The following is a 20,567-nucleotide window of genomic DNA, read 5'->3' as shown; positions in this document are numbered from 1 at the left end:
AAGGCGCGGCGGTGGATGACCGGTGCCGTCCGTCGACCGCCGCGCGGATTCACCAGACCAGGTCGTCGGGCACCTGGAAGCGGCTGTAGAACTCCTCGTCAGACCCCGATTCCGGGGGCTGATGCGGACTCTGCGCATGGTCTACGCAGATCACTCCTGGGTCGATGCCGCGCAGACGTTCGCCGATGTCGCGCGCGACCAAGGCGTAGGATTCGCCGAGGCTTGCGATCACCAGCGCTCCGCGGCCCAGCAGCGGGCGCTGTGCGGCGCCTATCCGCAGGCTGCGGATCAGCCCCGCATGTTCGAAGCGATAGTCGCCGTCATCGCCGTTCTTCACTCGATGGGCTTCGATGATCTGGCGCACCTGCGCCGCGCGCTCCGCCGCTTCGCGCTCGCTGCGGCGCTGTGACTCGATCGCGCGATCGCGCTCCGCCCGCTCCAGCCGCAAGCGCTCGGCGTCGACGGCATCGGCTTCTTCACTGGATGCCGGCGCCCCCTTGCCGGCGCGCGCCTTCTGCTGCTGGCGGACCACCTGGTCGAGCTTGTTCTTGTTGACCAGGCCGGCCTTGAGCAGCTGTTCCTGCAGTGGGTTGCGCGCCATCAGTCGTCCTTGCGGGTGAACTTGTCGAGCAGGCCCATGCCCACGGCCGAGACCACGAAGGTCAGATGGATGATGACGTACCACAGCAGCTTGTCGTTGTCGGTGCGATGGGTGTCCATGAACACCTTGAGCAGGTGGATCGAGCTGATCGCAACGATAGAGGAGGCCACTTTATTCTTGAGGCTGGTGTAATCCATCTTGCCCAGCCAGCCGAGTTTGTCGCCCTCGTCGGCCGAGTCCAACTGCGACACGAAGCTCTCATAGCTCGACAGCATCACCATCACCAGCAGGCCGCCCACCAGGGCGAGGTCGATGAGAGACAGCACCACCAGGATCAGATCCGCCTCGGTCTTCTCGAACACCGACGGCAGCAGATAGAAGAGCTCCTGGAAGAACTTCAAGCCCAAGGCCAGCACGGCCAGCGACAGGCCGAGGTAGATGGGCGCCAGCAGCCAGCGCGCGGCGTACAGGCTGCGTTCGATAACGCGCTCAAGCATGGTCCGTGGACCTCGCAGGGTGAACTCTGGGGGCGCGCACGATAGCAGGCCCGCATTGCGGTCGCAGGCGGACGGTGAAAGCGGCACGTCTCGGACGCGCTCGCAAGAAGGACCACGGAGGCTCGGGTTGCCCCGGGCCTCCGTGGTCCCGCCGGGCTAGATCCGGCTCAGGGCGCGGTGCTGCACTGCTGCACGCGGACGTTGTCGATCATCCAGCCGTTGGGCCGATTGGCCGAGTCATCGGAGGTCAGACGGAAGCGGAAGCGCAGGCTCTGGCCGGCGTAGGGCGCAAGGTCGACGGCCGTGCGGACGTAGTCGCGCGTTCCGCACCAGGCCGCTTGTGGGGTTGCAGGGTTGCTGCCAGCCAGGGCGCCGTCGTAGGGCGGGTTCGCGATACCCGACGTGACCGCCGTGAACGCACCGCCGTTGGCCGAAACCTCCAGGAATCCACCGTCCCAGCAGCCGCCACCGCTGCGTGGTTCAAGGTCATGGCGCTGCCAGAAGACGAGCGAGCTGGGGCCGCCGCTTGCGGGCACCGCGATGGCGGGGGTTTCGATCCGCTGATCCGCGACTGTTGTGGGGGCAACGCCCTGCAGGCCACGCAGACCGGCCTGTGGCGCGAAGGTGTTGATCGTCCAGGTGTTGGTGCCTGTGCCCGCACTGCTGGTCCAGCCGCTCGGCAAGGGGCCCGCGCCGGTCTCCATGTCCTCCGAGTACAGCGCCTGGACCGTAGTGCCGATTGGGCAGTCGCCCGGCAAGGCGGCGGTGGTGAAGCTGCCGATCGCTGAGACTGTTCCGGTTGCGCCGATCGCGCGGATTGCCGGGGGAGTGTTCTCGAAACCGTTCGAGAACAGCGCGGTTGGCACGGCGGCGCAGGCATTGCGCGAAATCACCCGCCAGTACAAGCGGGCGTTGCTAGGCAGTGCCTGCGGCGGGGTGAACGCCAGCCCGCGAGTGGTGGCCTCGCTCACGATGTCGGTGAAGCCCTCATCGCGAGCGATCTGCACCGTGTACTCGAAGCTCTGGCTTCCTGCTTCCCAGTTGAAGGCTGCGTTCAGCGCGATGCCCACCGCGTTGTTCGCTGGGCTGGCCAAGGTGGCAGCGCCTGCCGGGGCATTGGCCACGAAAAGGCTGCGGCCCAAGCTGCGGACGATGTCTCCCGAGGTGCCCACGAGCTGGAGGGTATGCGTGCCGGCAGGGACGCCGGCCGTATTGATGGCCACCGTCGTGGTGCCCGGCAAGGTGCTGACCACGTTCGGGTTGAAGCTGACTGTGCCGGGGCTGGGAAGACCCGTGGCGCTCATCGTCACCGGACTGTTGAAGCTTAGGATCGGGCCGAGTCCGAGCGTGCTGGTGATCGTTTCGCCTGCGCAGAAGGATTCCCCCATCGTGCTCCCGGCCATCGTGAACGATGCTTCCTCGGCGCAGTTGCTGCACACGAGCGCGAAGTCCTGATCGGTGGCGTCGCCGCGGTTGGGTACGCCGTCGCCCGGGAGGGCAGAGGCGCGCACGCGCACCACGATATTGCTGGTGCCGGCGGGCAAGAAGACGTTTTCAGTCACCGCTCGATCATCGGCGCTGCCGCCTGCGGCCGAGCTGCCGTTGCTGAAGACGTTTCCGCGATAGGTGACCCCGCCCGCCACGACTTCGAGGTCGAGGTTGTTGACCAAGGCAGGGTTGGCGCCTGCCGCACCTGGCGCGTCGGTCCAGGCGAGGGAAATGCGCACTGGCTTGGCCGAGTTAGGGATACGGAAGCTCCGCTCGAAAACCTCGCCTGCGTTGTCCAGCAGATGACTCTGGTCATAGTAGTTGCTCTGCAGACCGAGCCCGATGCTGCCCGGCAGATGCACGCGTCCCCAGCCCTGCGCGTTGTTTGGAACCGGGGCGCTAGGTCCGCCGATATCGACTGCGCCATTGATCAGCAGCGCCTTCAGCATCGCTGGGCTGGGCGTGACGCCGCTGTTGAGGCCACGCCACCACTCGGTGAGCAGGATGGTGAGGCCAGCGGCATGTGGCGAGGCCATGCTGGTGCCGGTGCAGAACGCATAGTTCTGAAGCACCCCCGCACCGATCGCCGTGCCGCACTGGGTCGCACCGGCGACGCGACGGGTCGCCGCGATCTGTGAGCCCGGCGCGGCGATCGTCGGCAGTATGCGGCCATCGACGGCAGGGCCACGACTGCTCGAGGTGGCCATTCCGGTGATCGCACCCGCGCGCTGATTGAGCGAATTGCCGGTGGTGATCATGTTCTTGGCTTCTTTCGGCGCCGTGATGGTCCTTGCGCCGCTGCCCGAATTCCCGGCCGAGAACACCAGCACGAAGGGCTCGTTGACGCCGGCAGTGTCGAAGTCACCGTCGCGCACCATGAAGTCGTGTGTACGCGCTGACGCGTTGTAGCCGATCCCGGTCCCTTCGCCCGAGTTCCAGCTGTTGTTGCTGCCGATGGCGCCAAGCAGCAGTGCGCGCTTCGACAGCTCCTGCCAGCCACCTGCCGGCGGCCAAGACGCGCCGCTGCCGCCGCAGATCGGGTTAAGCGCCACCAGACGGCTGGCCGGAGCTACGCCAACGCCGTAATGGTAGCCGTTGGCGTCGACCCCGCCCGCGACTACACCTGCGCCGGCCATGATGCCGGCTACATGGGTGCCATGGCCGCCGGTGGACTTGTCGTCACCGGGGCGACCCGCGGCCGAGGCGCAGCCCGCATAGTCGAAGCCGCCCACGATCCGGCCGGCGAACTCGGGGTTGTCATAGTCGATGCCCGAATCGGTCACCGCAAAGGTCACGCCTGCACCGCTCAAGGCCAGCGACTGCAGGAAGTTCAGGTAGCCCGGACCGATAACCTGGTTCGATGCGTTGTAGTTGCCCGCCACGATTTGGCTCGACAGTTCGTCATCGAGAATTGGCTTGGGGCTGGAGTACTCGACCCAGAGCACCTGCGGCAGATCGTTCAGTGCGGAAAGCTTGTCGGCGTGCAGGCCCAGCACAATGGTGTGCAAGGCCCGATCTGGCTGTGCCGGAGAGTGGCTGCGGATCGCGCCGCCCATGGCCGCGATGCGCACCAGCAGCTCATCCAGCTTGCCATCATTGACCACCAGCGCGGCGACATTGTCGATTCGCCCCTCACGGCCCTTCAGCTCCGGCGCCGACTTCCAGTCGGGGCTGAATTCGCCCTGCCAACGCAGGCCCTCGATGGCCGATGCGCGCGCTGCCACGGACGCGTTCGACCACACCAGGTAGGCGTTGTGCGGGTAGTACTGGAGCACCTTGGCTCCAGCGGACTTCAGTTGGTCCAGCGCGCGTTGATCCGGCGAGCGATCGAACTGCACCAGGCGCAGCGCATACCCTTCCTGCGTTTCGGTTCCCTGACGGTAGACCGTCGACTCCAGTAGTGGATCAAACCGATGCGCGCCGAAGGAGATTGTTCGGCTCTCATCGTTTCCGGCGAGCAATGGCCCGCTCATGCTCATGGCCAATGCGGCCATGAGCCCCATGCATGCATTTCTCATCGATGACTCTCCCCAGACGCCCCCACGGCGTGACCGTCAAGACTACAACGTCAAGCGCTGGGAGAAGGCCCTGCTGCGACTCGCGGGAGCGTCAAGTTCCTGCTGCACGTAACGTCAGCCGCGAGGCCAACAGGGCGCTCGGTCGTGTCGACCTCCACTCGATCCGCATCCCGAGCACGACAACTCGCAGCTGCAAGTTGGCCTGAGAGGCTCCCCACGCAGGCAGCCAGGCTGCGCGTTCCGTGGGCTGGGCTCAGCGCTTGTCGTCTCCATACGCGAACGGCCCGGTTGCCCGGGCCGTTCGCACTTCAGTGCTGCTTGCGTGGCGCGCTTACCAGATCGCCACGCGCTCCTCGCCCTCGCGGCGCATGCGGTCGCCCGGCTGGCAGCCGAAGGCCTCGTGGAAGGTCGGCATGTTGGACGGCGCGCCGACCGCACGGAACATGCCCGGCGCATGCGGGCCATTGGTGATCTGCAGCTTCATGGCTTCAGTGGTGAAGCCGCGGCGCCAGACCGTGGCCCAGTTGAGGAAGAAGCGCTGGCTCTGCGACAGGCCTTCGACCATCGGATCCGTAAAGCCCTCGCCCTGCGCGCGGCGCATTGCCGCGTAGGCCACCGTCAGCCCGCCGAGGTCGGCGATGTTCTCGCCCAGCGCCAGCCGGCCGTTGACGTTCAGGCCCGGCAGGGCCTCGTAGGCGTTGAACTGCGCGACCAACTTGTCGGTGCGGGCGTTGAAGCGCTCGCGGTCTTCGTCGGTCCACCAGTTGGCGAAGTTGCCGACGGCGTCGAACTTGCTGCCCTGGTCGTCATAGCCGTGCAGCATCTCGTGGCCGATCACCGCACCGATGCCGCCGTAGTTCAGCGCGTCATCGGCGTTCGGATCAAAGAACGGCGGCTGCAGGATCGCGGCCGGGAAGACGATCTCATTGGCCGACGCGCGGTAGTAGGCGTTGATCGTCTGCGGGCTCATGCCCCACTCGGTCTTGTCGACCGGCTTGCCGATCTTGTCCAGCATGAAGCGATAGTTGAAGGCCGCGGCCGCCTCCAGATTGGCGACGTAGCTGTCGCGGCCCACGTTCAGACCGTCCCAGCTGCGCCACTTGTCGGGGTAGCCGATCTTGGGCGTGAAGCTCGCCCACTTCTCCAGCGCCTTGGTCTTGGTCTCGTCGCCCATCCACTCGAGGTTCTGCAGCCGCTCCTTCAGCGCGTCGGACAGATTGGCGACGAGCTGCTGCATCTTGGCCTTGGATTCCGGCGGGAAGGCCACGGCCACGTAGAGCTGGCCGAGCGCCTCGCCCATGCTGCCGTTGACCGCATTCAACACGCGCTTCCAGCGCTCCTGCTGCTCCTGCTGGCCGCGCAGGGTCTTGCCGTAGAGCGCGAAGTTGGCGTCCTCGAAGGCCTTGCCGAGATACGGCGCGGCATCGTTCAGCACGCGGAAGCGCAGCCAGGTCTGCCACTGGGCCACCGGCACTTCGACCAGCATGCGGTCGAACTCGCGGAAGAAGTCCGGCATCGCCAGCGAGAACATCTGCGGACGGGCCACGCCGACAGCGTCGAAGAAATCGCCCCAGGGGAAGTTCGGGGTCACCGCATCGGCCTGCTCGATCGAGACCGGGTTGTAGCGGGTGGCCGGGTCGCGCAGGGTCACGCGGTCCAGCGAAGCCTTGGCCAGCAGGGTCTCGAACTCCAGCACCTGCTGCGCCTGGGCCTTGGCGCTGGCCTCGTCGGCGCCGGCGAGCTGCAGCACGGTGGCGGCGTACGTGAGCAGCGCCTCGCGCGCAGCCACGAAGTCCTCGCGGTCCTCCAGGTAGTAGCTGCGCTCCGGCAGGGAGAGACCGCCCTGGTTGGTGTAGCCGATCACCATTTCGGAGTTCTTGAGGTCGGCATTGGCGTAGAAGCCGAACAGCGGCCCCTGGCCGACGGCGTAAGACTCGCGCAGGTAGCCCGCGATGCCGGCGGTGTCGGTGATGGCGTCGATCTTGGCGAGACGCGGCTTCAGCGGCTCGACGCCCGCGGCTTCAATGGCCGCGGTGTCCATGCCCGAACCGAAAAAGTCGCCCACCTTCTGCTCGATGCTGCCGGCGCCCGCGTTCGACTTCGAAGCGGCCTGCACGATCGCATGCTGGATCTCCAGCGAGCGCTCGGCCAACACCTCGAAGCTGCCCCAGCTGCTGCGATCCGCAGGCACGGGGTTGGCCGCCAGCCAGGTCTGGTTGGCGTGCTGGTTGAGGTCGGTGCAGGCCGACACGTCCGGGTTGAGATCCGCCGCCCTGAAGCTGATCGGCTGGGTCTTGATCGCGTTCATGTCGATCGCGATGGGCTGCGGCGCTGCCGGAGCTGCGGCAGTGGGCGCGGCCTCGGCGGCCGGAGCGGCAGGTGCGCTGTCGCCGCTCGGGGCCGAGCAGGCGGCCAGAGCAGTGAGGATGGCTGCGGACAGCAGCGCGCGGAGAGGCAGTTTCACGGTGGGGGCTCCTCGGGCACACGGCCCGTCAGGCGTCGTCCGGGGATCGGATCGGGACCGCGCACCGTAAGCGCTGGAGAGACGCGCCGGATGTGGCGGGAGTCACGCGAGCATGCTCGCGTGGGCGCGCCAGCTGGCGCGCGTGGGCGAGCAGGCTCGCGTGGGCCCGCGCGGGCGAGCGTGGGCGCGCCTGCGTGAGCGCGGGGAGCTGCGCATGTGCGCGCCCTCGCATGAGCGCGCCAGGCGCGCGTGCGTGCGGCGCGGCGCGTGGGGCCCGCGGCAGCGCGGACGCCCGGAGCGCGCGCGCGCAGGCCCGTCTGAACAGCATCCGCGCCCCGCGCGCGCCGGCCCCCTAGTCAAGACCGCGCGAAGACTCCACTCTTGCGCTCAGCGTGCGACCGGCACTGTGTCGCACGCAGCGCAGCATCTGATGTTCTCCAGGGGGGGAGCACGTCGGAGCCGATCTCAGTGGATCGGCACGCAGCGGGCGCGGCGCTCCGGTCGAACCGGCGCTCGCGCTCGCAGGAGGCGGACCCCCGCCTCCGTCGCGCCTGCCATGGGGCAGGCGTGGTCGCGCGGCCCGAGCGCATTCCAGTGTTGCTGTGTCAGCGCTATCCGGCGCAGGAGTTGCCGTGATCCACCCCAGTTCGGAGCTTCGCTTCATTTCGGCCGAGATCGGCTACGGAGTCTTCGCCACCGAGTTCATTCCCCGCGGCACCTTTCTCTGGGTGCTCGACGCCTTCGACCGTATCCTCACCGCCGCCGAGCGCGAGGCGCTGCCGCCGCTGCTGCGCCAGCAGGTCGACCGCTACGCCTATCAGGCGGCCGATGGCGACTTCGTGTTCTGCTGGGATTTCGGTCGCTACATGAACCACTGCTGCGCGCCGGCCAGTCGCGGCATCGGCGACGCCTTCGAAATCGCGGTGCGCGACATCCAGCCGGGTGAGGAGCTGACCTGCGAGTACGGCACCCTCAATCTGATCCAGCCGATGGCCTGCCGCTGCGGTGCTCTCAGCTGCCGCGGCGAGATCCGCCGCGACGATGCCGAACGCTACTACGAGCGCTGGGACGCCGAGGCCCGCGCTGCCTTCGAACTCGCCGGCAAGGTGCCGCAGCCGCTGCTGCCCTATGCCAAGGCCGGCCCCCGCGATCTGCCCCTGCTGGCGGCGCTGCGCTCGGGCGGTGAGGTCGACGTGCCCTCGGCCCGCGCCTATCACGTGCCGGCGACGGAGGGGCAGAGCCGATGATGCATCCGCATACGCGACTCGTACCGATCAACGACGTGGTGGGCGAGGGTGTGATCGCCACCCAGCGCATCCCGCGCGGCAGCCTGGTCTGGGTGATGGATGGCTTGGATCAGGCCATCCCCGAGTCCGAAATCGCCCAGTTGCCAGCCTGCTGGGCACCGCTGGTTGACCGTTGGACCTTCAGCGACGGCCGCCGTCATCGCGTGCTGCTGTGGGACCACGGCCGCTACGTCAACCACAGCTGCGCGCCCAACTGCGGCGGCACCGAATTCGGCTTCGAGATCGCACTGCGCGACATCGAAGCCGGCGAACAGCTGAGCAACGACTACGCCACGCTCTTCATGGGCCCGAGCGAGGCCTTCGACTGCGAATGCGGCGCGCCGAACTGCCGCAGCGTGATCGATCACCGCCAGGTGCCTGAGGCCGTGGCCGCCGTGCGCCGCGCGCTGACCCAGGCGCTGGACTTCATCGAGTCCGCGCCGCAGCCGCTGTGGCCTCTGCTCGATCCGCAGCGATTGCAGTCTGCCCGCCTCAGCCTGCGTCAGAGCTTGGCCGACGTGCTGCACTCCCGAGGCCCGCGCCGCCGCCGCGCCGTCAGCGGCTGAGGCCCGCAGCCCGTCCCAAGGGCGGCCCATAGGGTGGGTCTTGACCCACCGGCTCGCCACGAATGTGGTGATTGCGAACCGGTTTCGGTTGCGTGTTCGATGGCGCGGCTCGCGGCTCGCGACCGGCGCGCAGGAAACGGTGGGTCAAGACCCACCCTATGGGTCGTGATGGCATGCCGAGGCAGGCCAGCGACCCGATGCCATAGGGTGGGTCTTGACCCACCGAAGCTCGACACTCGCCCCGCGCAACGTGCCTTGGAGCTCGACACTCGCCCCGCGCAACGTGCTTGGAGCTCGACGCTCGCCCCGAGCGACGTGCCTGGAGTTCGACATTCCGCTCGCGCCACCCGAGCGCCGGCACGCCGTCGCTGGAGAGCCCGTCGCCTCAGAGGCTGCCTGGCACGAACTCCAGCGACACCTGCGGCGGCCGCCCCGGCAGCTCAAGCGAACTCTGCCGCTCTGGCGCGCGTGCGATCACACGTCCGCGCCGGACCACGGCAAGTCGTGCGGCCTTCAGGCGGATCGCTTCGAACGGGTCTGCCGCCTGCAGCAGGACGAAGTCGGCCGGGCCGCCCTCGCGCAGGCCGTAGTCGTCGAGGCCGATCACCCGCGCGGCGGTGTCGGTGACGCCGGCATAGCAGGCGCGGATGCCGTCCTGCGAGGTCATCTGCGCCACGTGCACGGCCATGCTGGCGACTTCGAGCATGTCCGCGCTGCCGAAGCTGTACCAGGGGTCCATGCAGCAGTCCTGGCCCAGGGCCACGTCGATGCCGGCGGCCAGCAGCTCCGGCACGCGGGTCATGCCGCGACGCTTGGGATAGCTGTCGTGGCGGCCCTGCAGGGTGATGTTGATCAGCGGATTCGCCACCGCCGAGAGCCGCGCCTCGGCCATCAGCGGCAGCAGCTTGGACACGTAGTAGTTGTCCATGCTGTGCATCGAGGTCAGATGCGAGCCGGTGACGCGGCCCTGCAGGCCGTGGCGGATTGTCTCTGCAGCCAGCGTTTCGACGTGGCGCGAGTGCGGGTCGTCGCTCTCGTCGCAGTGCATGTCGACGCGCAGGCCGCGCTCGGCGGCGAGGCGACACAGGCGCGCGATGCTGTCGGCGCCGTCGGCCATCGTGCGCTCGAAATGCGGGATGCCGCCGATGACATCGACGCCGCGGTCCAGCGCGCGCTGCAGATTCTCGATTGCACCCGGCGCGCGCAGGTAGCCGTCCTGCGGGAATGCGACCAGCTGCAGGTCGATGTAGCCGGCGACCTGGCGTTTCACTTCGAGCAGCGCATCGACGGCCAGCAGGCGCGGATCGCAGACGTCGACATGGCTGCGGATGTGCAGCAGGCCCTGCGCTGCGGCCATGTCGCAGTAGGCCAGCGCGCGCTGCACCACCGCCTCGACGGTGAGATGCGGCTTCAGCTCGCCCCAGAGCGCGATGCCTTCGAGCAGGGTACCGCTGGCGTTGAGCCGCGGCAGGCCCAGCGAGAGCGCGGCGTCCATGTGGAAGTGGGCGTCGACAAGGGGCGCGCTGAGCAGACGGCCGCGCGCCTCGATCACTTCGCCCGCGTGTTCGGCCGGCAGCGCTGGTGCGATGGCGACGATGCGACCGCCGCGCACGCCGACATCGACGCCGCGGCGGCCGTCGGCCAGCGCGGCGTCGCGCACCAGCAGGTCGAAGCTCATCCCAGCAGGGCCTTCAGCGCACGCGCCGCACGCGCGTTCTGCGCGGCATCGGCCTGCGGCGCATGTGCGGCCCAGGCCAGCAGCGCCGCGCGCGCATCCACGCGTGAGCCGCCGCTGCCCATGCGCTCGGCCAGGCGCTGCATCTGCAGCTCGCGGCGACGTGCAGCCGCGTCGGCGGGGCTGTCGATGCCGGCGTCGAGTTCCAGGCCAAGCAGGGCGTCCTCGCGGTTTTCGCGGGTGAGGTCACGTGCGCGCGCAGCGGCCAGCTCGCGACGCTCGGCCTCGCTGAGTGCGTCGTCCTTCGCGCCGTCGAGTGCGGCGTCCAGTAGCGCCTGCAGGGCATGCTTCGCCCGCGCCTCGCGCTGCGCTTTCTGCGCGGCGCGCAGACGCTCCACGGCCTTTTCGAACTCGCGCTCCAGGCTGCCTTCGGCGGCGCGCGGCGGGCGTGGGCGGCGCTCGTTGCGGTCGCCGCGCTCTGCGCGTTCGCCCCGTTCGGGCTGCGAACGATCGCGCGGCGGGCGGCCGGGGCGGGCATCGCCTGCGGCATCTTCGAGCTGCGGCTGCTGGGCCTGCCAGCGCGCTTCAAGTTCGGCCAGCTGGGTATCGATCTGCGCGAGATCCTCGGCCTGTCCCAGCGCCTGCACGGCCTCAACCAGGCCGCGACGCTCGGCTTCGACCGCCGCCAGCGCCTGGGTGCGCGCCTGCGCACCGGCGCGCGCGGCCTCGAACAGCGGGTCGACGATGGCGCGCAGCTCGGCCCACAGGCGATCCTCGGTTTTGCGGTCGGCGCGCGGTGCGTTGCGCCATTCCTGCTGAATCGCCTTGGCGGCATTGATGGCCTGCGTCGCATCGCCGCGGGCGGCGAAGCGCAGGCGTTCGAGCAGGGCCTGCTTGCCTTCGACCGCCGCCTGGTTGCGCGCGTCGCGCAGGGCGTCGAGCTGGTCCAGCTGGGCGCGCAGACGCTTGCCCAGCGCGGCCCGCGCGCGCGGTTCGACCTCATCCAGTTCGCGCAGGGCGTTGACCACGCGCTCGCGCAGGGGCTTGAGGTCGTCCGGCGCCTGCTCGATGTCAGCGGCCAGTGCGGCGATGGTCGCGTCGAGCTCGCTGGCCTTCTGCGAGCGCAGGGCGCGACGCTGCTCGAAGTAGGGCCGCGCCGGCGCCAGCGCGCGGTGGCAGAGCGCGCGGAAGCGCTTGCCGATGCCCGCCGCATGCTCGCCGTGATCGGGCTCGGCGGCCTCGACCTTGGCCCACTCGTCCTGCAGTTCCTTGACCCGGTTGGCGACGGCGTCGGGGTGCAGGCCGGAGCCGATCAAGTGCTCGACTTCATCGCAGAGGCGCGCGCGCACCTTGTTGCCGGCCCAGCGCTGCCAGCGCTCCATGTCGGCGACGCCGGCCTCCAGCTCGCGCAGTTTGTCGCGCTGGCCGGGCGTCGGCTTGATGCCAGCGGCCAGCCGCGCGCGGGCGGCCTCCAGGGCAGGCTTGGCGACGCCGAGGCGCTGTTCTTCAACGCCGGCGAGGCCCTGCTTCAGAGCGTCGCGCAGGGCTTCATCGGGCAGCTGGGCGGCGGGTGCGGGCGCAGGCGCGGCTGCGGTCGAAGCGGTAGCCGCGACAGGGGCGGCGTCGGCCGGCGTGCCGGCGACTTCGGCGCGGGCGATGGGTGCCTCGCCCGCCGCGTCCGTGGCCACGCTGGCGGAAGCCTCGCTGTCGTCAGGCCCGGTGGCCACTGCCGTCGCGGCCGACCGCTCTGCCGGGGGCTCTGCGCTTGCGGCGTGCTGCGCTGCTGCCGGCTGCGGCTCTGGCTTCGGCTTCGGCAGGTGAGCAGTCTTCAGCGCGCTGACCGCGGCGCTGGCGCTGGCTGCATGGCCCTGCAGCCGGCGCAGCAGGGCAGGGTCGAGACGCGGTGCGAGCTGTTCGACTTCGGTATCCAGCGCGGCGAGCTGCGCCTCGGCGTCAGCCGGCAGGCTGCGCGCCAGCGCGTCGAAGGCGCTGCCGAGCTGCAGGGCACGCTGGTTTATGGCGCCGGCATCGCCGCGGCCGAGCTTGAGCGCATCGGCTTTCTCGCGGGCGCGGCGCGAGAGCGCCTTGTCCTGGCCGCGTGCGGCCTCGGCGATGCGCTCCAGCGTGGCTTCGTCAGCGATGCGCTCAAGCAGACGCAGGCGCAGGGCCGGGTCGGGGTCCTTCAGGCAGCGCCGCTGCAGCAGGCCGGGCTTGTTCAGACGCAGCACCGCAGCTTCGCGCAGCTCGGGCTCAGGTGCGGATTCGGCCATGGTCTCAGCCAGCTCTGCCGGCAGCGCCGCGTGGCTGGCCAGCTGCTGGCGCTCGGCGGCAGGCACCTTGGCGTCGAGCAGGCGGGCGCGCACGCGGCCCAGAATGGCCTCGCGGCAGGCGCTGTCTTTCTCCGCGGCCAACAGGCCCAGCAGGGTCTCGGCGCTGTCGATGCGGGTGATCGCCGCGCGCCTCACTTCGGCTGCAGTGTCGCTGGCCGCGATGTTCGGCAGCAGGCGGATCAGCTCGGGCGCGGTCTCTGAGCGCACGGCTTCGGCGCGACGCGGAGTTTCAGGGTGTTCCCACAGCGGGCGGCGAAAGCGGGCGAACAGCTTCATGCAGGGTCTCGGCGGTTGGGCGGCGTGGGGCCGCGCAGGGCGGGGCCCGGATTATGGCGCCTAACGCGCGCTGCGGGCCGCTCCGCGGCAACGCATGAGCCCCGCACGACGGGCCCAAGGCAAGGCTGAAGCCATCAGCCTTGCCGCACGTCTTGGCGCGTGCAAACGCGGATCGAGCGCGCAAGTGCTTGATCCAGCGGAAGCGAATCCGGTGACGCCGGACTCATCACTACGGATCACGTCCACGAGGGAATCGATCCCTGTTGCCCCAAGGCGCGTCCACGGCGCCGGCAAACCTCTAGAACGCAGGCGGTGGCGGCGGCGCTGCCGCGGGCGTGCCCGCCACCGGCTGCGGCGGCGTCAGGCCGGCCTTGTCCTTTAGTTCCTTGAACTTGTCCGACATCCCTTCGAGCTTGGCCGACCACTGCGGGTCGGGCGTCTGGCCTTCGGTGACCTTGAAGAACACCTGCATCAGCGCGGTCATCGCGAGCGGATCCACCAGCGCGGCCTTCAGGCAGATCGCGGTGACGACGGCGAGGGCAAACGTCCAGAAGCCGGCCAGCCCCGGGAACACGCTTGCGACCAGCGCCACCGGGCCGATCACCAGCAGGAAGATCACCAGGGTCAGGCCCCAGATCACGAAGGTCAGCCAGACCGCATTCTTGAGCATGGTCTTGTAGTTCTGCGCGTACAGCACCACCGCATCGCGGGCCGAGGCCCAGGCATTGGTGCTGCCGGTGCGGATGGCGTGGGCGAGGATCACCTCGTCGACATAGGTCAGCGAGGTGTTGATCACCGCGTTGACGAACTTGACCAGGCCATCGAGCCCGGGGATGGGCAGGAAGTTGGCGACCATCAGCATGGTGCGGTTGAAGACTCGCAGGATGCCCTTGATCAGCTGGTCGACGCCGAACAGCACCGAGCTTTCGACAAAGCGCTCCTTGACCACCGCCGAAGCGTGCTCAAGCTGGCCGCGGCCGCCGGGAATCTCCTTGCCCTGCAGCAGTTCGGCCAGCACCGCGATGTGCCCGGCCTTGACCAGGTAGAGCAGGTATTCGCGCGCCCAGTACAGCACCCCGCTGATCAGGCCGAAGCCGATGAACGCGCCCCAGGCGCTGCCGCCGCCGGGGTCGGCGGCCACCTTGCCGAACAGATAGCCGATGCCCGCGCCTCCGCCCGTGGCGATCACATAGGCCAGGGTGATGCCCATGTACACCGCCAGGCGCAGGATCAGAAAGGGCAGGGTGCGCAGCAACAGGCCGAAGATCTGGCCGAGGCTGAAATCCATCATGGGGCGTCTCCGTGCGGCGGGGAGTGGGGTAGGGCGTGGCGTTGGCGCACGTTCGTGCGCGCTTGCAGACGTGATATACGAAGAAGGATCCGCAAAGGCGACATCGGCCCGACTTCACTCCACGCTGACACTCGCGGCGTAGCCTCGTTGGCTTGTTCCCCTCCCTGCCGGACCCCTCGCCATGCGCTTCACGCCCGCCGCCCTGCTGTTCTCCTGTCTTCTCGCAAGCCCGCTTCCGGCGCTGGCGACCTGCGGCGTACTCGAAGGCGAGAACTTCCGACCCTTGGCCGGCAAGGAGCCGGTCAGCCTGTGCGAGCGCTACGAGGGCCAGGTGCTGCTGGTGGTGAACACCGCCAGCAAGTGCGGATTCACGCCGCAGTACGAGGGCCTTGAGGCCCTGCATCAGGAGCTGTCCGGTCGTGGTTTCGCGGTGCTCGGTTTCCCGTCCGGCGACTTCATGGACCAGGAGTTCGAGGACGAGTCGCAGATCGCCGAGTTCTGCACCAACACCTATGCGGTCAAGTTCCCGATGTTCGAGAAGGTCTCGGTCAAGGGCGAGCAGGCAGCGCCCTTCTTCCGCGAGCTGACCGAAGCCACCGGCCAGGCGCCGGGCTGGAATTTCCACAAGTACCTGTTGAACCGCGAGGGCGAAGTGGTGGCCAGCTTCGGCAGCCGCACGCGCCCCGACGACCCGGCGATGCGCGCCGAGATCGAGAAGCTGCTGGGCGGCTCCTGAGGGGCCAGCGATCAAGCGCCGGCGACTACAGCCGGCGCTTGATCAGCCGGATCAGGCTGCCGAGCAGGGGGATGTGCTCGTAGAGGCCGTCGGCGGCGTTCCAGTAGTCCTGGTGATAGACCACCAGGCCGTGTGCGTTGAAGCGCAGGTGTGAGAGGCCAACCGTTTCGGTCTCCACGCCGCGTCGGAAGCGCTTGAAGCGGATGCTCATGCGCCAGCGCAGCAGATACTCGCCCTCCGCGGTTCGCGTGTTCGACAGCACCTGAACGCGGCAGTCCTCCACGGCGTCGGCGCTGTCGCGCAGGTAGTGCGCCAGCGTCGGCAGACCGCGAATCGCCTTCAGGGTGTCGTTGAAGTAGACGTCCTCCGCATAGGTCACGGGCAGCAGGCGCTCGATGCGATCGCTGGCGAAGCTCTGGAAAAACGCAGCGAAGCGGGCCAAGGCTTCGACTTCTTCGGCGCTGCCCACAGCGAAGGTGGCCGGGTGCCGGGTGCGAAGGCGTTCAAGTTCCGAGAGGGTTTCCAAGGTCGGGCTCCGTGAGGTGGAATGCGGGGCAGGATGAACCACGGCGAGGAGAGACCCAAGTGAAGGTGCGCAAGTCCGAGCGTATGGCGGTATGGCTGGGTCTGGCAGGGCTATTGCCCTTCCTGCTGCTGTCGGTGTCGGTGTGGTCGCCGGACTGGCGCGCCCTGGCGCAGCCGGCCCTGCTCGGCTACTCCGCTCTGATCCTGTCCTTCCTCGGCGGGGTGCGCTGGGGGCGCGGGCTCTCGGTCGATCGCCCGATCGAGTACGTCTGGGCGGTGCTGCCCAGCCTGTGGGCCTGGGTCGCGCTGCAGGCGCCCGCTGCGGCCGCGCTGCTGCTGCTCGCCTGTGGCTTCGTCGGCCAATGGTGGCTGGATGGGCCGGGCGACCGTCTGCCTGCCCCGCTGTGGTTTCGCCGTCTGCGCGCGCTGCTGACCGCCGTCGTGCTCGCCTGCCACGTGCTGGCGGTGACCGCATTGATGGCCTGATCGACGGCTGGGGAACCTTCTTCGCCGACAAGCGTCCGTGGGCCCGGCGTTGCGCCCCTGCGGGGGCCACCCCACAATACCGCGCCCCGTCGCCGTCGGACTCACGGCGCCTATCCTGTTGGAGAACCCATGAAGCATTCCCTGCGCACCACCCTGCTCGCCGCGGCCACCGCCGCTGTGGTCGGGTTTTCGTCCTTCGCGGTCGCGAACGACAAGCTGGAAACCGAGAAGGACAAGATCAGCTACGTGATCGGCCTGCAGATCGCGGGCTCGCTGGTGCAGATCAAGGATGAGGTCGATCTGCAGGTGCTGATGCGCGGTATCGAAACCGGCCTGTCCGGCGAAGAGCCGGCCATCAGCCAGGAAGAAGCGATGGCGGTGCAGCAGGCCTTCGGCCAGAAGCTGCAGGCCAAGCGCGAGGCTGAGACCCAGGCCGCCGCCAAGACCAATCGCGAGGCGGGCGAAGCCTTTCTGGCCGAGAACAAGACCAAGTCGGGCGTGAAGACCACCGAGTCCGGCCTGCAGTACAAGGTCGAGAAGGAAGGCGAAGGCCCGCGTCCGGCCGCCACCGATACGGTCAAGGTGCACTACACCGGCACCCTGCTGGACGGCACCAAGTTCGACAGCTCGGTCGATCGCGGCGAGCCGGCGCAGTTCGCCCTGAACCAGGTCATCCCGGGTTGGACCGAAGCCCTGCAGCTGATGAACGTCGGCAGCAAGTACACCCTGTGGCTGCCCTCCGAGCTAGCCTACGGCGAGAACGGCACCCCGGGCCCGATCGGCCCGAACGCCACGCTCAAGTTCGAAGTTGAACTGATCGAGATCGTCGCCGCGGAGTAATCCTCGCAGCGATTCCAGATCGCGGCCGGCGAAGCCTCGCCGGCCGCTTTCTTTTGGGCCGACCGTGACTGCAACAGGCCCTGCATCCCCGTCGGCTAGCCTTGCGCCTCGGCCGCAGACCTTCGTTCGCGCGGTCGATCGATCAACCCCGGAGTGAGCGCATGAACGTCACCGTCTTCGGAACCGGCTACGTCGGCCTGGTCACTGGGACCTGTCTCGCCGAAGTCGGCAACACTGTCACCTGCGTGGACATCGACGCAGACAAGGTCGAAGCCCTGCGCCATGGGCGCGTGCCGATCTTCGAGCCGGGCCTCGCGCCCATGGTCATCGAGAACAGCCGCGCGGGCCGCTTGCAGTTCACCACCGATGCCGCCGCGGCGCTGGCCGATGCTGACATCGTTTTCATCGCGGTCGGTACGCCGCCGGACGAGGACGGCAGCGCCGATCTCAGCCACGTGCTGACGGTGGCCCGCACCATCGGCCGCCATCTGCAGCGCGAGGCGCTGGTGGTGACCAAGTCGACCGTGCCGGTCGGCACCGCCGATCGGGTACGGTCGGAGATCGCTTCCGCGCTGGCCGAACGCGGCTCGACGCTGGCCTTCGAGCTTGCCTCCAACCCCGAATTCCTGAAGGAGGGCGATGCGGTCAAGGACTGCATGCGTCCTGACCGCATCATCATCGGCTGCGAGAGCGCCCGCGCCGTTGACGTGCTGCGCGCGCTGTATGCGCCCTTCAATCGCAACCACGAGCGCATCGTGATCATGGACCTGCGTTCGGCGGAGCTCACCAAGTACGCCGCCAACGCCATGCTGGCCACCAAGATCAGCTTCATGAACGAAATGGCCAACCTCGCTGAGCGGCTTGGAGCCGACATCGAGAAGGTCCGCATAGGCATCGGCTCCGATCCTCGGATCGGCTTCTCGTTCATCTATCCCGGCGCCGGCTACGGCGGCAGCTGCTTTCCGAAGGATGTTCAGGCGCTGCATCGCACCGCCGCGGCGCAGGGCTTCGATGCGCGCATTCTGTGCGCGGTCGAAGCGGTCAACAACGCGCAGAAAGACAAGCTGCACGCCCTGCTCAAGCGCCACTTCGGCGACCTGCGCGGCCGCCGCATCGCGCTTTGGGGGCTCGCCTTCAAGCCGAACACGGACGACATGCGTGAGGCGCCGAGTCGTCGTCTGATGGAGCAGCTCTGGGCCGATGGCGCCGCGGTTTCGGCCTTCGATCCCGAAGCCCGCGATGAGGCGCTGCGCCTCTACGGCGAGCGGCCCGACCTCAGCCTGGTCGACGAGCCGTATGCGGCTCTGGAAGGCGCTGATGCGCTGGTCCTGGTGACGGAGTGGAAAGCCTTCTGGAGCCCGGACTTCCGCCGCATCGTCCGCAGCCTGACGACCCCGGTGGTGTTCGACGGCCGCAACATCTGGGATCCGGCGAGCGTGGAGCGCAGCGGACTGGCCTACTACGGGATCGGTCGAGGTCGCTCGCTGGCTGCCGGCGCGGAGGTGGGCCATGCATGAGCTTGTGGAGCGCATCGTCGAACTGGAGATGCGGGTGGCTTTCCAGGACGATACGATGCAGCGCTTGAACGCGGTGATCACCGACCAGACGTTGCGCATCGAGCAACTCGAGCGCCGGCTGGAGCTGATGCTCACCGACCTGAAATCCCTGCGCGGTTTGCTGTACGCCGATCCGGCGCAGGAGCCGCCGCCGCCGCACTACTGACGCCGCGGTGCCAACGACGATTGCTGCCAGCGATGACCACTTCCCTGCGCGACCAGCTGATGCAGCTGGGCTTCAAAGCTCCTGAACCCGCCAAGCCGCGCGAGCCGCAGCGGCCCCCGCGCGATGCCTCAGCGCGCTCTGCGGCACACGCCAAGCCTGCGCCGGGCAAGCCTGCGCAGGCGAAGCCGGGCCCGCGCCGTCCGCAGGACGCGCGTGCGCACGCACCCGCGGCGCGCAGCCAGGAGGAGATCGATCTGGCCAAGGCCTACGCGCTGCGCCAGCGCGTCGAGCGCGAGGAGCAGCAGCGCCTGGAGCGCGAGCGCCAGGCCGAGGCCGCGCGCCGCCGCGAAGCGCGGCAGAAGCTGTTCGAGCTGATGCAGAAGGCCTCGCTCAACGCCGCCAGCGCAGATCTGCCGCGGCACTTCGAGCATGCCGGCAAGATTCGCCGTGTCTATGTCACGGCCGAGCAGCTCAAAGTCTTGAACGCCGGTGAGCTGGCGATTGTGTCCGCGGGCGGTCGCTATCACCTGGTGACACTCGCGCACGCCGATGAGGCCCGCGCGCTCATGCCGGACTGCGTGGCCCTGCAGGTCGATCCGAATGCGGTTGAAGGCGGCGACGAGTACGCCGACCCGCGTTTCGCCGTGCCCGACGATCTGGTCTGGTAAGCGCCCGGTCGCCGCGGCAGCCTTGAGCTCCGAGCGCCTGCACGATCGGGGTGCTGGCCCGGCTCAGGTTGAGAGTGGTTCGGAACGCAGTGCACAGCACCGTGCGCGGGTCTTGCCCGCCTTCCGGATTGCATTCATGGTCTGATCCGCTCGCAGGTCGGCATTCGTCAGTGGCCGGTCGCGCTAAGCGCGGTCGCACGGAGGGGCGCACAGCAAGCTTTCGCCTTTGGGGGAGGAGCGGAATGATTCGGATTGTTCTGGTGGACGACCATGGGCTCATGCGCGCCGGGGTGCGCATGATCCTTGAGGCCGAGCCTGATCTGCAGGTGGTGGGCGAGGCCGGCAGCGGCGACGAGGCCCTGCCGCTCCTGCGCAAACTCAAGCCTGATGTGGTGCTCTGCGATTTCCACATGCCCGGGCTGTCCGGCCTGGAGGTCACAGAGCGCCTCGCCCGCAGCCTGCCCGATGTGCGTTTGATCATGGTCTCGGTGCTCAACGAAGGTCCGATTCCGAAGCGCGTGCTGGCTGCGGGTGCCTATGGCTACCTCGACAAGGGCGCGCCCGGACCCGAACTGCTCACTGCAGTGCGTGAAGTGGCGGCAGGTCGTCGCTACATCGGCGCTTCGATCGCTCGACAGATCGCGATGGAGGGGCTCACCGGCACGCCCTCAGCCGTGCAGGCGCTGACGCCCCGCGAGCTGGAGGTCGCCCTGCTGCTGGTGCAGGGCCGCAAGATGACCGAGATCGGCCAGCGACTCAGCCTGAGCGCGAAGACCGTCGCCACCCACAAGTACCGCGTGTTCGACAAGCTCGGCGTGCGCGATGTGGTCTCGCTGGCGCGGATCGCTCGGCAGCACGGACTGGTGGATCCCAACGCGAGTTGAGGCACGCGTCGGGACAGTCCCGCAGCAGGTCTCCATCAAGCAGCGCGCGGTGTTCGCTCCCTGGGTTGACCCGACGGCTTGGTCCAGAAGGTGAGCGGAGGCGGGCTTCAGCGCCGCAGCCTGACCTTCGCGGCGTTCTGTCGACTGGGCCGGTGTGCGCTCGCGGCCAGGGCGCGCCCTCCGTGGCGCGCAGCATGTCTCAAGCAAGCACTGC

At 68.6% G+C, this 20,567-nt stretch carries 17 protein-coding genes; 9 read left to right on the top strand and 8 right to left on the bottom strand.

All coding sequences use genetic code 11. The annotated features are described in order from the left end of the window. Window positions 1-49: 49 nt before the first annotated feature. The 4 genes from H4O13_10490 to H4O13_10475 all read right to left on the bottom strand — a co-directional run bounded on the left by H4O13_10490 (window position 50) and on the right by H4O13_10475 (window position 6,912). On the bottom strand, window positions 50-601 hold the full coding sequence (locus tag H4O13_10490; GenBank protein ID MBE5315820.1) for a DUF2058 domain-containing protein: 552 nt from the start codon (window positions 599-601) through the stop codon (window positions 50-52). Then, complete coding sequence (locus tag H4O13_10485; protein MBE5315819.1) at window positions 601-1,098, bottom strand: TIGR00645 family protein; 498 nt, start codon at window positions 1,096-1,098, stop codon at window positions 601-603. The genes H4O13_10490 and H4O13_10485 overlap by 1 nt, the downstream gene beginning before the upstream one ends. Window positions 1,099-1,265: 167 nt before the next feature. Beyond that, complete coding sequence (locus H4O13_10480; GenBank protein MBE5315818.1) at window positions 1,266-4,580, bottom strand: S8 family serine peptidase; 3,315 nt, start codon at window positions 4,578-4,580, stop codon at window positions 1,266-1,268. Between the two features lie 355 nt (window positions 4,581-4,935). Further along, window positions 4,936-6,912, bottom strand: a complete 1,977-nt coding sequence (locus H4O13_10475) for a peptidase (GenBank protein ID MBE5315817.1) — start codon at window positions 6,910-6,912, stop codon at window positions 4,936-4,938. A gap of 788 nt (window positions 6,913-7,700) precedes the next feature. Between H4O13_10475 and H4O13_10470 the strand changes: the two genes are divergently transcribed. Beyond that, window positions 7,701-8,315, top strand: a complete 615-nt coding sequence (locus H4O13_10470) for an SET domain-containing protein (protein MBE5315816.1) — start codon at window positions 7,701-7,703, stop codon at window positions 8,313-8,315. After that, window positions 8,315-8,920 carry an SET domain-containing protein gene (locus H4O13_10465; GenBank protein ID MBE5315815.1) on the top strand — a complete coding sequence of 202 codons (606 nt, stop codon included), beginning with the start codon at window positions 8,315-8,317 and terminating at the stop codon, window positions 8,918-8,920. The genes H4O13_10470 and H4O13_10465 overlap by 1 nt, the downstream gene beginning before the upstream one ends. Before the next feature lie 385 nt (window positions 8,921-9,305). Here H4O13_10465 and H4O13_10460 read toward each other — a convergent pair whose 3' ends face one another. From H4O13_10460 to H4O13_10450, 3 genes are all read right to left on the bottom strand, one after another. Further along, window positions 9,306-10,598, bottom strand: a complete 1,293-nt coding sequence (locus H4O13_10460; protein ID MBE5315814.1) for an amidohydrolase family protein — start codon at window positions 10,596-10,598, stop codon at window positions 9,306-9,308. Beyond that, a complete protein-coding gene (locus tag H4O13_10455; GenBank protein MBE5315813.1) occupies window positions 10,595-13,201 on the bottom strand; it encodes a hypothetical protein in 2,607 nt (868 codons plus the stop codon). Before H4O13_10455 ends, H4O13_10460 begins: the two co-directional genes overlap by 4 nt. Before the next feature lie 298 nt (window positions 13,202-13,499). Further along, window positions 13,500-14,492: a hypothetical protein gene (locus H4O13_10450; protein MBE5315812.1), complete on the bottom strand. Its 993-nt coding sequence runs from the start codon at window positions 14,490-14,492 to the stop codon at window positions 13,500-13,502. A gap of 181 nt (window positions 14,493-14,673) precedes the next feature. Here H4O13_10450 and H4O13_10445 point away from each other — a divergent pair, with 181 nt between their 5' ends. After that, window positions 14,674-15,228, top strand: a complete 555-nt coding sequence (locus H4O13_10445; GenBank protein MBE5315811.1) for a glutathione peroxidase — start codon at window positions 14,674-14,676, stop codon at window positions 15,226-15,228. Between the two features lie 25 nt (window positions 15,229-15,253). Here H4O13_10445 and H4O13_10440 read toward each other — a convergent pair whose 3' ends face one another. After that, on the bottom strand, window positions 15,254-15,754 hold the full coding sequence (locus H4O13_10440; protein ID MBE5315810.1) for a nuclear transport factor 2 family protein: 501 nt from the start codon (window positions 15,752-15,754) through the stop codon (window positions 15,254-15,256). A 59-nt stretch (window positions 15,755-15,813) separates the two neighbouring features. On the opposite strand from H4O13_10440, the gene H4O13_10435 reads away from it, so the two are divergent. The 6 genes from H4O13_10435 (at window position 15,814) to H4O13_10410 (ending at window position 20,353) form a co-directional block, all read left to right on the top strand. Then, on the top strand, window positions 15,814-16,239 hold the full coding sequence (locus H4O13_10435) for a DUF3429 domain-containing protein (protein MBE5315809.1): 426 nt from the start codon (window positions 15,814-15,816) through the stop codon (window positions 16,237-16,239). Between the two features lie 129 nt (window positions 16,240-16,368). After that, window positions 16,369-17,079: an FKBP-type peptidyl-prolyl cis-trans isomerase gene (locus H4O13_10430; protein MBE5315808.1), complete on the top strand. Its 711-nt coding sequence runs from the start codon at window positions 16,369-16,371 to the stop codon at window positions 17,077-17,079. 161 nt (window positions 17,080-17,240) lie between these two features. Further along, a complete protein-coding gene (locus H4O13_10425; protein ID MBE5315807.1) occupies window positions 17,241-18,596 on the top strand; it encodes a UDP-glucose/GDP-mannose dehydrogenase family protein in 1,356 nt (451 codons plus the stop codon). Beyond that, window positions 18,589-18,801: a SlyX family protein gene (locus H4O13_10420; GenBank protein MBE5315806.1), complete on the top strand. Its 213-nt coding sequence runs from the start codon at window positions 18,589-18,591 to the stop codon at window positions 18,799-18,801. Before H4O13_10425 ends, H4O13_10420 begins: the two co-directional genes overlap by 8 nt. A 32-nt stretch (window positions 18,802-18,833) precedes the next feature. Further along, window positions 18,834-19,469, top strand: a complete 636-nt coding sequence (locus H4O13_10415; protein MBE5315805.1) for a DUF2058 family protein — start codon at window positions 18,834-18,836, stop codon at window positions 19,467-19,469. A gap of 242 nt (window positions 19,470-19,711) precedes the next feature. Then, a complete protein-coding gene (locus H4O13_10410) occupies window positions 19,712-20,353 on the top strand; it encodes a response regulator (GenBank protein ID MBE5315804.1) in 642 nt (213 codons plus the stop codon). Window positions 20,354-20,567: the final 214 nt, after the last annotated feature.

It is taken from the genome of Lysobacterales bacterium, from assembly GCA_014946745.1.
In the GTDB taxonomy this organism is placed as follows: domain Bacteria; phylum Pseudomonadota; class Gammaproteobacteria; order Xanthomonadales; family Xanthomonadaceae; genus Aquimonas.
This window is presented reverse-complemented; position numbering and strand designations above follow the sequence as displayed.

What these genes read in the sequence shown, in the direction of transcription:
- H4O13_10490 (MBE5315820.1), bottom strand. Translation starts at nt 601, where the DNA reads ATGGCGCGCAACCCACTGCAGGAACAGCTGCTCAAGGCCGGCCTGGTC.
- H4O13_10485 (MBE5315819.1), bottom strand. Translation starts at nt 1,098, where the DNA reads ATGCTTGAGCGCGTTATCGAACGCAGCCTGTACGCCGCGCGCTGGCTG.
- H4O13_10480 (MBE5315818.1), bottom strand. Translation starts at nt 4,580, where the DNA reads ATGGCCGCATTGGCCATGAGCATGAGCGGGCCATTGCTCGCCGGAAAC.
- H4O13_10475 (MBE5315817.1), bottom strand. Translation starts at nt 6,912, where the DNA reads ATGAACGCGATCAAGACCCAGCCGATCAGCTTCAGGGCGGCGGATCTC.
- H4O13_10465 (MBE5315815.1), top strand. Translation starts at nt 8,315, where the DNA reads ATGCATCCGCATACGCGACTCGTACCGATCAACGACGTGGTGGGCGAG.
- H4O13_10460 (MBE5315814.1), bottom strand. Translation starts at nt 10,598, where the DNA reads ATGAGCTTCGACCTGCTGGTGCGCGACGCCGCGCTGGCCGACGGCCGC.
- H4O13_10455 (MBE5315813.1), bottom strand. Translation starts at nt 13,201, where the DNA reads ATGAAGCTGTTCGCCCGCTTTCGCCGCCCGCTGTGGGAACACCCTGAA.
- H4O13_10450 (MBE5315812.1), bottom strand. Translation starts at nt 14,492, where the DNA reads ATGATGGATTTCAGCCTCGGCCAGATCTTCGGCCTGTTGCTGCGCACC.
- H4O13_10445 (MBE5315811.1), top strand. Translation starts at nt 14,674, where the DNA reads ATGCGCTTCACGCCCGCCGCCCTGCTGTTCTCCTGTCTTCTCGCAAGC.
- H4O13_10430 (MBE5315808.1), top strand. Translation starts at nt 16,369, where the DNA reads ATGAAGCATTCCCTGCGCACCACCCTGCTCGCCGCGGCCACCGCCGCT.
- H4O13_10425 (MBE5315807.1), top strand. Translation starts at nt 17,241, where the DNA reads ATGAACGTCACCGTCTTCGGAACCGGCTACGTCGGCCTGGTCACTGGG.
- H4O13_10420 (MBE5315806.1), top strand. Translation starts at nt 18,589, where the DNA reads ATGCATGAGCTTGTGGAGCGCATCGTCGAACTGGAGATGCGGGTGGCT.
- H4O13_10415 (MBE5315805.1), top strand. Translation starts at nt 18,834, where the DNA reads ATGACCACTTCCCTGCGCGACCAGCTGATGCAGCTGGGCTTCAAAGCT.
- H4O13_10410 (MBE5315804.1), top strand. Translation starts at nt 19,712, where the DNA reads ATGATTCGGATTGTTCTGGTGGACGACCATGGGCTCATGCGCGCCGGG.